The organism is Deinococcota bacterium (assembly GCA_030858465.1).
GTDB lineage: Bacteria > Deinococcota > Deinococci > Deinococcales > Trueperaceae > JALZLY01.
Map to the genome: position 1 here is coordinate 1 of JALZLY010000238.1, position 11,594 is coordinate 11,594.

Sequence of the window (11,594 nt, forward strand, 5' to 3'; positions counted from 1 at the left end):
CGCTCATCCAACTGAACCTGGCGAATATAACCTTATTGGCCCTGACATTTGCCTTCGCGAATATCAAAGAGCACTACACCGAAACGCGTACTCGAGCCCTTACGATGGAAAAGTTCGCCTACACGGACCTGTTGACCAACTTACCTAACCGACGCTGGCTCGAAGACGAGCTGCAAGTAGCTCTAGCCCAAAGCAAGCGGCAAAACATGAAACTGGTTATTTGCTTTATCGATTTGGACCGGTTCAAACGCATCAACGACACGCAAGGGCACGAGGCCGGTGACCTTTTGCTTCAGCAAGTCGCGCAGCGCTTGCAAGCCTGCTCGCGCGAGAACGATACCGTCGCGCGTATAAGCGGCGATGAGTTTGTCCTGTTGGCGAGAGGAGTTAACCATGCGCGTGATGCCTCGTTTATAGCCGAAAAGGTACAAGGTGCTCTAGAGTCGCCGTTCACCATCCGCGATCAGGCGATTACGGTGACTGCGAGCATCGGCATCAGTGTCTATCCTGATGACGGACACGATGTGACCGCGCTCCTGCGGCACGCCGACAGCGCCATGTACTACACCAAGCATCTGGGTCGCAACAGTTTTCATGCTTACACCGTGGAGATCGGCTCCAAGGTCGAGGTGCGCAACGATCTCGAGCAGGACCTGCGCGACGCCTTGCAACACGGGGAGCTCGAGCTTTACTACCAACCCCAGCATGATCTCCAGAGCGGCAAACTCGTCAAAGCCGAAGCACTGCTGCGGTGGCACCATCCTAAACTCGGCCTCATTACTCCGAGCGAGTTTATCGGCTTGGCCGAAGAAAGTGGTTTGATCGCGCCGATCGGTTCGTGGGTCCTGCAAGAGGCCTGTTGGCAAAATGCGTTGTGGAAGCAGGCGGGCTTCGACGACCTCATCGTCGCCGTCAACGTCTCACCGCTGCAGTTTGCACAACCGAGTTTTTTCCCGGTAGTTCAACAAGCCCTCGAGCAGAGCGGGCTCGACGCGCGCTGGCTCGAGCTCGAGCTCACCGAAAGCATCATGATGCACAGCGCAAATACGGTCTCGCAGACCTTCCACAACCTACAAAAGCTCGGGATAGGTCTGGCAGTCGACGATTTTGGTACGGGCTACTCCTCGCTGTCTTACCTGCGCAACCTTCCCATCGATACCATCAAGATCGACCGCTCATTCGTCGCCGACCTCAGTTCGCCCCGTCAATCGCCTCAGTACGCCCTTGCTCTCGTCCAGGCGATCATCAGCCTCGCGAAAAATCTGGACCTTGAAGTGGTCGCCGAGGGTATCGAACACAGGGCACAATTCAATCTGGTGCGTGATTTAGGATGCCACATAGGCCAAGGAGTCTATTTTTCCAAACCCATGCCGGCTTCCGATCTCGAGACGGTATTGAGAGAGTTTCACTCAACCGAGAAAGTTAAAGCCCACAAGCTTCCGTGAACGAACTCAACTGAGGCCGCATCGCTGTCGCAGGCACAACGCTGCGGTCAGACCATCACTTCAAGCACGAGCGTCATCGTGGTGATATTACGGCCTTCGGAAGAAACCAGGCAGTTAAAGGCGTGTCGCGCTCCCTCAACCTGCACACGCTCGACATTGAACTCCACCCTCTCGCCTGCCCAACTCAGGTCCTTAGCCTCAAGGCTTGCCCTTACGACCCGGTAGGGGACCGGCGAACCCGTTAATATGCCTCCTGCCAAATCTCCCAGATAGCTGGTAAGAGTCGCTACCGGCAACGCCGGAAAGTCGTCGAAATGCCCTGCGCATGCGGACGCAGGCAGACGGGGAATCACCATCGAAATCCGGTTCGCGCCTCTTGTGAGTTGACCGTCGAGTAGACGGGTATATGGATTAGGAGCGTTAAACGTTTCCTGACGGCGCCAACCGAAAAGGCGTTGGAACGTTTCACTGGTAAGGATGGTAAAGACGACGTCGCAAGTTCCTACTAACCGACCATCGATGTCGGCCTCAATCCATGCACGCGCTCGGCGCTTGTCGCGTTCCAAAAGTCGAGCTCGAAATCCTACCCGCGTACCAAAAGGTGCCTCATGAGCGTAAAAGCCGACCTCGGCTTGCTGCGCCAGATAGTATCGCCTGCGGCCGTCTGCTTGGGCCACGGCAGCACAACATGAACCAGCGATAGCAGCGTGGCGACCGAATTCGGCGGCGCTCATCGGTGCGACCTCGTAACCGGACGATGTTTCGGCCTGGGCAGTTGCCTTTACGCCAGCCTCTTGTATTGTTATACCGGATAGCGCAAAGTACGGGGGCCTCACGCAGATGCGCTCGAGTAGAGCACTTCTCGTAAGCTGTTTATCGACCATCGATTCATGGATTATCATGCTGACTCCTACATCTCGTCTCGCATCCCAAGAGGATCAACGCTTGAGCTGTGAAAAAGTATATAAGAACGTTTTCGCGTTGCACAAGCATGAAATGGCCTGTTTAGGCCGACTAAGACCAAGGTCTTAAGACCAAGGTCGCAAAAACGTCTTAAGACCAAAGGTGCATAAACTAACATTAAACGCTGATCGAGCTTCAACTGCTGGCTTTGGGAGGAGGGCAGCGAGAAGCGTTGCCACGTGGCGATTTTCGCCGGCAGGCCGGGGCCATTGCGGTAACATGACCGGGTGCGGGTTTTGCTCTTCGTCTTCAGCCTCGTCATCGGCCTCGCCTCGGCTGAACGCTACGGCGTGCAAGTGGCGGCGTTTCAGGACGACGCTCAAGCCCTGGCGCTCGTCGCAGCGCTCGAGCGCCAAGGCTTTGCCGCCTACCGCGAAGGGACCAGCCGCGAAGAGAGCAGGACAGCCGACCGACAGTACAGCCGCGTGCGCGTCGGTTGCTTTACGGACGCCGCCGGGGCCGAAGACCTGGCGGCGCTGCTCCGCCGCGGCGTGGCGGCGGAGGCCGTGGTGGTCGCCCTCGAGCACGCGGCGCCGGTGCCCTGCCTCGAGCGCGAGCTGGGCTTTAGAGCGCCGGAAGGCTGGGGCCTTGCCGCCAGCACGGCAGGCGCCGCGGTCTTTTGGGTGCAGCTCGGCGCCAGGCGCGGCTTCGTGCTGTTCGACGGCGCGGGCTGGCAGGTGGTACAGGCCGAAGCCGTCGACCGGGCGGAAGGCGGCATCCTGGTCACCCAGCCCGGCGGAGCGCAAGAGGAGCTTCCCTTGCCCTCCGCCGGCGGTTCCGCCTCTTTTGAGGGGTTCAGCGAACGCCCGGGGACTCCCGAGCGCGTCGTCGCGCGAGGGCCGGGCGGCGAGCTGACCCTCTCGAGCGGCCGGTTGCTGTGGTGGTCGCCGCAGGCAGCGGTCGTGCAGAACGGCGAGCTGATCGTTTCTATTCGTGTGCAGGAGCCACGGTGACCAAACCGAACCCAGCAGCAAGTGAGGCGGCGGCAAGTGAGGCGGCCACCAGCCGCTTCGTCGTCATCACCGGTCTCTCGGGCGCCGGCAAGACCACCGGGCTGCACGCGCTCGAGGACCTCGGCTACTTCACCGTCGACAACCTGCCGCCGTCGCTGTGGCTGATGCTCCAGGCGGAGACCGGCGGGCACAAGCAGGCCCGGGTGGCGGTGGGCATCGACATCCGCACCCGCGAGCACCTGAGCGCGGCGGAAGGGACCCTGGAGAGGCTGCGCGCCCGCGGGCTCGAGCCCGAGATCGTCTTTCTGGACGCTCAGAACGAGGTGCTGGTGCAGCGCTACAACCTGACGCGCCGCACCCACCCGCTCGGTCAGAGGGCGCTGTCGACCGACATCGCCACCGAGCGCGAGGTGCTCGGTCCGCTGCGCGCGGTGGCCGACACCGTGCTCGACACCTCGCAGTGGTCGGAGCGGCGACTCCGCGACGAGCTGTGGGCGCGCTTCGGCGACAGCCGCTCGTTTCGGCTGCGGCTCATGTCGTTTGGCTTCAAGCGCGGTGTGCCTATCGACGCCGACAACGTCATCGACCTGCGCGCGCTGCCCAATCCCTACTACGACCTCGCGCTGCGCCCGCTCGACGGCCGCGACCCCAGGGTCCAGGCCTACGTCTTTACCCCGGCCGGGCTCGCCTTTTACAGCCGGCTGCGCGACTTCGTCGGGCTCTTGACGCGCGAGGCGGCCGCCTCGGGGCGCTCGAGCTATACCGTGGCGGTGGGCTGCACCGGCGGCCAGCACCGCTCGGTGACCATCGCCGAGCGGCTCATGCACGACCTCGCCGACGAGTTCGAGGTCCGCGCCGAACACCGCGACGTCGACGAGGCGCTAGGGGAACACGGCCCGGCCGGGAAGCCGCGTGACTAGAGCAGCCGTCTTTGGGGAGAGCCGTGGCTAGCCTGGGTCAGGTGCGGATGTGGCTGACGCCGGGCATGCGCGTCAAGCGCTTTATCCTGGTGGCGGTCCTGGGCGCCGTGCTGGCCCTCGCCGGGGTGGTGGGCTTTTTTCTGTGGCTCGGCCAGGAGGAGCGGCAGCTCATCGCCGAGCCCATCGAGGCGCTCCTGGTGAGCGAGCCGTGGCGGCTCTGGGGCGGCTGGGTCTCACTCCTCGTCGTCCTCTTCGGCCTCACCCTGGCCGCCAACGCGGTGGTGTGGCTGAACCGCTCGCTGCTGTCCAACTGGATGGCCAAGCCGCGCGACGCGGCGGCTATCTTGCACCGCCGGCTGTCGCTCTCCAGGGGTCCGCGCGTCGTCGCCCTGGGCGGCGGCAGTGGCCTCTCCAACCTGCTCCGCGGCCTCAAACTCTACTCCGCGAACATCACCGCCGTCGTCACCGCCAGCGACGACGGCGGCTCCTCGGGGCGCCTCCGGACCGCCTTCGGCATGCCCGCGCCGGGCGACCTGAACGACTGCTTGGCGGCGCTTTCGGACAGCGAGTCGCAGGTGAGCCGCCTGCTCGAGTACCGCTTCACCCGCGGCGACGACCTAAAGGGCCACACTTTCGGCAACATCTTCATCACCACCCTGACCGAGGTCGAAGGCGACTTCGCCGAGGCGATCCGCGCGCTCAACAGGCTGCTCAACATCTCCGGCGCCGTCTATCCGGTGAGCGCCGAGCCCATCCACCTCTACTTCACCAAGCGCTCGGGCGCGGTAGTGAACGGCGAGAGCCGGGTGCGCGAGCTGCCGGGCGCGGTCAAGGGCGTCACCATCGAGCCCAAGACAGCCGCGCTGGTGCCCGAGGTGGCCCGGGCCGTAGCCCGCGCCCACCTCATCGTCCTGGGGCCGGGCAGTCTCTTTACCAGCACCATCCCTCCGCTCCTGGTGCCCGGCTGCCGCGAGGCCATCTTGAACAGCAGCGCGAAGGTCGTCTACGTCTGCAACGTCATGACCGAGGCCGGCGAGACCGACGACTTCAGCGCCTGGGACCACGTCGAGGTTTTGAGAGCCTATCTGGGCCGCTACCCCGACCTGGTGATCTTAAACAGCAGCGACATCGGCGAGGAACGCCTGCGCCGCTACCAGGCCGAGGGCGCCGGGGTAGTCGCTTTCGACCGGGCGCGCTTCGAGGCGGCGGGCGTCGAGGTGGTCAGCCTGGCGATCGTCGGCGCGGGCCTCTTCGCCCAGCACGACTCGGCGAGGCTGGCGCGGTGGCTTATCGACTACTCAAAACACAGCCTTAAAATGTGGTGGCAGGAGCGTCCATGATCTCAACCCTTCTCTTGGCAACCGTTCTCACCCTCTTTGACCCGGCCGGCGACGCCGTGGGGGGCGGCGGGCTGGGCTACCCGACCGCCGAGGTGTTTCGCGCCCCCGGCACGCTCGACGCGCTCGAGCTGAAGGTCTATGACGCCGAGAGCTTCTCCTTCAGCCTGCGCCTGGCCCAGGTGACCAACCCCTGGAACCTGCCCAACGGCTTTTCGCTGCCGATCATCGAGCTCTACTTGAACACCCGCGAGGGGGGCGGCCAGGCCGCGCTCCTGCCGGGCTCGGGCATGCGCCTGCCCGACGGCGCGGCCTGGCACTACGCCTTTCGGCTCACGGGCGAGAGCCTAGAGCTCTTGCACGCGCACCCGGACGGCAGCGTCGAGGACGTGAGCGGGCGTTACGACCTCGGCCTGACGCTCACGGACAGCACCCTCACCGTCACCAGCAGCTTGCCCCGACCGCGTCACTTCAGCCTCTACGGCGTGGTGGGGGGCTACGACCCCTGGGACCGGAGCCGCTGGCGCCGGGTCGCGCCCGAGGCCGAGGCCTTTGCCTTCGGCAGCCCCCAGCAGGCGGCGACGAACATCCGCGCCGTGGACATTCTCGCCGACTCGGTGGAGGCGCAAGTTAGCGCCGTTCAGAGCGGCGTCCTGCCCGAGATCCGTCCCCTCAGCCGGCAGGCGCGGTGGCCGCCCGTCATCGCGGCCGGTCTCGCCCTCGTACTCTTCGGCATGGTCGGGCGCGTCTATGTGAGCTATACCGGCCGCCGTGCCACCCGTGTTCACCCCGAGAGGCCCCGCCCCAGCATCGGCTATGGCTCACAGCCGAGCGACCCCGCACCGAACCGCCGGCTCGAGCCGGTCGACCTGCTGGCGGCGCTGCCGCCCGCGAGGAGAGAACGAGGCGAAAGCCCTAACCGCGTCCCAAGCGAAACACCACAGGCCGAGGAGGGTGAGCGCGAAGACGAGGCACCTCGCCCGGCGCCCGGACGGGTAGGCGTGTACTCCCTCCCAGCCGAGGCGAACAACCCCGCCGCGGGCTCTTCGACCGGCGCCGATGTGCCCCTGGCGGCAGAGCAAGCGGCAGAGCAAGCAGCAGAGCAAGACGAGCCGTGGCCCGCGCTCGACCCCGGCGACGAGCAAGGCGAGGAGGCGCGGCTCGAAGAGCCCAGCCGGCACTAGCGCAACCCGCACCACAATACCGCCGGAGCGACAAAGGTTGCTTTTCGGCCGCCTATATACTGGGCCCCATGGGAACCGCCTTAGCCGAAGTTTGGGCCAACGCCTACGTCCGCGTCCTCGTCGTTGTTCTTGCCGTCTTGGCGCTGCTCTATCTTCTCTTTCAGACCCGGATCGTGTGGACGAGCTTTCTGATCGCCTATCTGCTGGCCTATATCGCCAACCCGCTCATCATCTGGCTGCAACGCCGGCGGGTGCGGCGCTGGCTGGGCGTGATCATCGTCTTTCTGATCGTGGTGGCCGCGCTCGGCTTGGTGATCTTTCTCCTCGGCATCATGGCCCGGCAGATCCAGGACTTTGCCCAAAACCTGCCCGCGCTGCTCGAGCCCCTGATCGAGGGTGATCGCAACCTCTTCAGCCTCATCGAAGGGGTCCTGCCGCCGGGCGCCTCCGAGGTGGTCGCCGGCTGGCTGACGCAGCTTCCCGAGCAGTTCGCGGGCTTTGGCGGCGCCACCTTGGCCTGGGTCGGCGGCCTCATCGGCGGCGTCGTCCAGCTCTTTCTCATCCTGGTTTTCACCATCTACATCATGCTCAGCTTTCCGCATATCGGCGACAACCTGCTGCGTTTCTTTCCGAGACAGTACCGCGACGATGTGGAGAGGCTCGGCACCGATCTGATGGTCAAGTTCGACCGCTCGGTCGGCACCTATATCCGCGCCCAGCTCCTGATCGCCGTGGCGGTCGGCCTGATGCTGTGGGTCAGCTTGAGCGCGGCGGGCATCCCCCTGGCCGCCAGCTGGGCCATCTTGGGTGGCGCGTTCAACGTGATCCCCTTTTTGGGGCCGATCGTCGCCTCTGTGCCCGCCGTCCTGCTGGCGCTGCTCGTGGGCAGCTGGGGTCTGGCCTTCGCCGTGATCGTGATCATCATCCTCATCAACCAGATCGACGGCAACGTGCTCACACCCATCCTGCTCTCCAGGGTGATGGAGCTGAACCCGGTCACGGTCATGCTGTCGCTGCTCATCGGGGCCGCGCTCTTCGGCTTGGTGGGCGCGCTTCTGGCCGTGCCGGCGGTGGGCTTTTTGAAGCTGCTCTACCAGGACTACTATCTGAACAGCGACTGGTACCAGCGGCGCGACGAGCTCTAAGAGCAGAACTCAGGAGTCGGAATCCAGGAGAAGGGCCGTTCCGACTCCTGGATTCGGCTAGTCCCCGTAGGTGCCGGTGGCTAGCTCGAGCGTACCGACCTGCTCGACGCCGGCGCCGAGGCCGCGCAGGCGCGGGGCCAGGTTCTCGTAGCCGCGCTCCAGGTACTGCATGCCGGTTATGGTGGAGGTGCCCGCCGCGGCCAGGGCCGCCACCACCAGGGCGCTACCGGCGCGGATGTCGGCGGCGTGCATCTGGGCGCCGCGCAACTTGCCGCCGCGGATCAGCAGCGCGCCCTCGCGCAGTTCGCAGCGGGCGCCCGCGCGGGCGAGCTCGCCTATGTGGGTAAAGCGGTCGGGATAGACGCGATCGCTCACCGCGCTCATGCCCTCGACCGTGGCCAGAAAAGCGCCGAAGGGCGCCTGCAGGTCGGTGGGCACACCGGGGTATTCGACGGCCGTCACGTCGGTGGGTAGCAGCGGACCGCGCGCGTCCACCACCAGGGTCTCGGCGTCCAGCTCGAGCACCTCGACGCCCGTTTCGGCGAGTTTGGCGATAATGGCCCTCAGGTGCTCCGCGCGAACGTCCTTGAGCGTCACGTGGCCCCGGGTCGCGGCCGCGGCCAGCATGAAGGTGCCCGCCTCGATGCGGTCGGGCAGCGGCCGGTAGCAGACGCCGTGCAGCCTCTGGACGCCGCCGATCTCGATCGTCGCCGTGCCGGCGCCGCCAATCCGGGCGCCCATGCGGTTCAGCATCTCGGCTAAGTCGGCCACCTCGGGCTCGAGGGCGGCGTTCTCGATGACCACCTCGCCCGAACCCAAGGCGCTCGCCAAGATGACGTTCTGGGTGCCGCCCACCGTGGGCGCATCGAAGACCACCCGACCGGCGAGCGGCCGAAGACGCCGCGCCACGAAGTCGCCACCGTCCTCGCTCAGCTGCACGCCGAGCTGCTCAAAGGCCTTGATGTGCCGGTCTACCGGGCGCGGTCCAAAGGCGCAGCCCCCCGGCATCGACATGCGGGCGCTGCCGCAGCGACCGAGCAGCGCACCCATCGCCACGAAGGAGGCGCGCATCTTGCTGACGAGCCCGTAGGGCGCCTCGGAGCGGACGAGCGACTCGGCGTGCAGGTGCACGTCGCGGCCCTGCCAGCGCACCGAAGCGCCGAAGTGAGCGACGATGTCCAAGATGGTCGCCACGTCGCGGAGCCTGGGAACGTCCTTGAGGACGACGGGCTCGTCGCTCAAGAGCGAGGCGAGGATGAGGTAGAGCACGGAGTTTTTGGCGGTGTTGACGCGCAGCTCGCCCTGGAGCGGCCTGCCGCCCGTGATGTGGAGTGCGCTTTCAAAGTGTCTCATCGGCAGTGTCTCATCGGCGTCGCGACCTCTTCTCGTTGACCAGTGCTGACAAGGCGAAACCCGGCTCGTCAGCGCTTTGGGCGCTCCCTCTTCATCACCCTCTTCACCATCTTACACATTTTACACATCCCTAGTGTACGTAGCCCATTATACATTGTCAAGGACAGCCGTATAATGTTAAAATGGCTACATAGGAGGGCCTGTGCCCAAGCGTGAAAAGAGCAAGCGACTGCAGGTCGTCATCTCCGAGGAGCAGGACGCGCTGCTGACCAAAACCGCCTACAACCTCTCCAACCCGGAGCGGCTGGTGTCCAAGTCGGAAGTGGTCCGCCTCGGCATCGAGATGTTGAACCGCGCCCTCGAGGAGGGCAAGGTCTCCTCCGACCTGCTCAAGGGCCTCGCCGACGAAGAGGCCGCGGAAACGAACTGAGGTGCCGAACTGAGGTGCCGAGCTGAGGTGCCGAGCTGAGCGTTCTCCCGAGCCCGATTCCAGCCCGTATACTCTAGACCGTGGAATCCTTCGGCACCGGGGAGCTCGTCGACGACCGCTACAGAATTTTAGGCCCCCTCGGTCAGGGCGGCATGGCGCGCGTCTACCGGGCCTACGACCAGCACTTGGACCGCGAGGTGGCGCTCAAGGTCTTGAGGCCCCACCTGACCGAGTCCGACCAGGAGCGCTTTCGCCGCGAGATCAAGGCCTTGGCGCGCTTCAGCCATCCCGGTGTGGTGGCCATCTACGACCTCGGCCGCGGCGACCACGTCTACTTCGCGATGGAGCTCGTTTCGGGCGGGCCTTTTACCGACTTGGGGCCGCTCGAGCCCGACCTAGAGCCCTTTGTGAGGTTCATCGGGGCGGCCGTCTCGGTGGCCGAGGCGCTCGCCTACGTGCACCACCAGGGCATGGTCCACCGCGACCTCACCCCGCGCAACATCTTGATGACCCAGCAGGGCCAGCCCAAGGTGATGGACTTCGGCCTGGTGCAACTGACCGAGGTGAGCCGCGAGCTCACCCGCACGGGCTTTACCCTGGGCACGCCGCACTACATGGCGCCCGAGCAGGCCAGGGGCGACGCGACCGGCGCCCACACCGACCTCTACTCCCTGGGCGCGGTCCTCTACCGCACCGTCACCGGGGTGGCGCCCTTCGAGGCCGAAAACGACCAGGCGGTGCTCTTTCAGCACGTCTACGGCGAGCTGGTGCCCCCGCACAGGCTCAACCCGAACGTGCCCGAGGCTCTGTCCAGGCTCATCGTCAGCCTGCTGGCCAAAGACTCCGCGGCGCGCCCCGTCTCGGGCTACTCCGTCGCCGACGCGCTGCGCGCGGTGCGGGCTCAGGCGGAGTCGCTGAGCCCTAGCCAGCGCGCGGGCGGTCCCGCTCAGCAGGGCCTGCTCGCCCACGGCCCGGCCAACCCGGCCTCGCTGACCGTGCGCTGGAGCCTGCAACTGCCCGAGGGGCCGCAGTGGCCCGCCGCCCTCACCGCGGTCCAGGGCTTCGTCTTAGTGGGCCTGCGCAGCGAGGAGGTCCACATCCTGCATCCGGCCGACGGCAGCCTCCAGGCGCGCTTTGGGGCCAGCGACGAGGTCAATGCCTCGGTCGTCGGGCAGGGGGGCGGCCTCTACTACTCGAGCCGCGACGGCGGGCTCTACGCGCTGCGCTGGCCCGGCGGCCAGCCCCACTGGCAGGACCCGGAGGCCGGTGTGGTGGGCAGCGTGGTTCCCTTTGCCGGCGGCCTGCTCGTCGCCACGGGCCGCGGCACCATCGAAGCCAGGAGCTGCGCGGGCGAGACGCTGTGGCGCTACGCGGGCGACGAGGCCTTTGTCACCGCGCCCGTCGCGCACCGCGGCGAGGTCTTCGCGGTCACGCGCTCGGGCTGGCTGCACGGCGTCGACGCCGCCACCGCCAAGAGCAAGTTCAGGGTCCGGCTCGGTGACTCCGTCGCCCAGCTCAGCGCCAAGGACGGCATCCTGCTCCTGCCCGAGCGCGCGGGCGACCTGCACGCCTTTTCGCTCTCGGCGCGCGAGGTGCTGTGGAGCTACGACACCGAGGGTCAGCTCTGGGCCAGCCCGCTGGCCTGGGAGGGCTATGTGTTCGTGGCCTCCTGGGCGGGCGTCATGCGCGCGCTCAGCCTGAGGTCAGGCGACGACCTCTGGGCCTTCGAGCTGGGCGCGCGGGTGACCGCCACACCGGTCATCGCCGCCGGCGCGCTCTACTGCGCTACCGAGGCGGGCGAGCTGATCGTGATGGACGCGCGCGAGGGCAAGCTGCTCTTTCGCGACCGGGTGAGCCCCGGACC

10 protein-coding genes are annotated in these 11,594 nt (G+C 65.9%); 8 read left to right on the forward strand and 2 right to left on the reverse strand.

The annotated features are described in order from the left end of the window. Nucleotides 1–1,445, forward strand: a 1,445-nt coding sequence (locus M3498_12105; protein ID MDQ3460028.1) for a bifunctional diguanylate cyclase/phosphodiesterase, incomplete at its 5' end; no start/stop codon positions are given. A gap of 47 nt (nucleotides 1,446–1,492) precedes the next feature. On the opposite strand, the gene M3498_12110 is transcribed toward M3498_12105, so the two are convergent. Continuing rightward, entirely contained in the window at nucleotides 1,493–2,347 is an 855-nt protein-coding gene (locus tag M3498_12110) for a hypothetical protein (GenBank protein ID MDQ3460029.1), read from the reverse strand. Nucleotides 2,348–2,635: 288 nt separating this feature from the next. On the opposite strand from M3498_12110, the gene M3498_12115 reads away from it, so the two are divergent. The 5 genes from M3498_12115 to M3498_12135 all read left to right on the forward strand — a co-directional run bounded on the left by M3498_12115 (nucleotide 2,636) and on the right by M3498_12135 (nucleotide 7,947). Further along, complete coding sequence (locus tag M3498_12115; protein MDQ3460030.1) at nucleotides 2,636–3,361, forward strand: SPOR domain-containing protein; 726 nt, start codon at nucleotides 2,636–2,638, stop codon at nucleotides 3,359–3,361. After that, entirely contained in the window at nucleotides 3,358–4,281 is a 924-nt protein-coding gene (rapZ, locus tag M3498_12120) for an RNase adapter RapZ (GenBank protein ID MDQ3460031.1), read from the forward strand. The genes M3498_12115 and rapZ overlap by 4 nt, the downstream gene beginning before the upstream one ends. A gap of 23 nt (nucleotides 4,282–4,304) precedes the next feature. Further along, nucleotides 4,305–5,621, forward strand: coding sequence for a uridine diphosphate-N-acetylglucosamine-binding protein YvcK (gene yvcK, locus M3498_12125; protein ID MDQ3460032.1), 1,317 nt, complete (start codon nucleotides 4,305–4,307; stop codon nucleotides 5,619–5,621). Next, nucleotides 5,618–6,802 (forward strand): hypothetical protein, encoded by a 1,185-nt coding sequence (locus M3498_12130; protein MDQ3460033.1) that lies wholly within the window; start codon nucleotides 5,618–5,620, stop codon nucleotides 6,800–6,802. The genes yvcK and M3498_12130 overlap by 4 nt, the downstream gene beginning before the upstream one ends. A gap of 68 nt (nucleotides 6,803–6,870) precedes the next feature. Further along, entirely contained in the window at nucleotides 6,871–7,947 is a 1,077-nt protein-coding gene (locus M3498_12135; protein MDQ3460034.1) for an AI-2E family transporter, read from the forward strand. A 57-nt stretch (nucleotides 7,948–8,004) separates the two neighbouring features. Here the strand turns inward: M3498_12135 and murA are convergent, their stop codons facing one another. Continuing rightward, complete coding sequence (murA, locus tag M3498_12140) at nucleotides 8,005–9,300, reverse strand: UDP-N-acetylglucosamine 1-carboxyvinyltransferase (GenBank protein MDQ3460035.1); 1,296 nt, start codon at nucleotides 9,298–9,300, stop codon at nucleotides 8,005–8,007. Nucleotides 9,301–9,502: 202 nt separating this feature from the next. Between murA and M3498_12145 the strand changes: the two genes are divergently transcribed. Both M3498_12145 and M3498_12150 read left to right on the forward strand, forming a co-directional pair. After that, nucleotides 9,503–9,730 (forward strand): transcriptional regulator, encoded by a 228-nt coding sequence (locus M3498_12145; protein MDQ3460036.1) that lies wholly within the window; start codon nucleotides 9,503–9,505, stop codon nucleotides 9,728–9,730. An 80-nt stretch (nucleotides 9,731–9,810) separates the two neighbouring features. After that, on the forward strand, nucleotides 9,811–11,594 hold a 1,784-nt coding region (locus tag M3498_12150; GenBank protein MDQ3460037.1), incomplete at its 3' end, for a serine/threonine-protein kinase.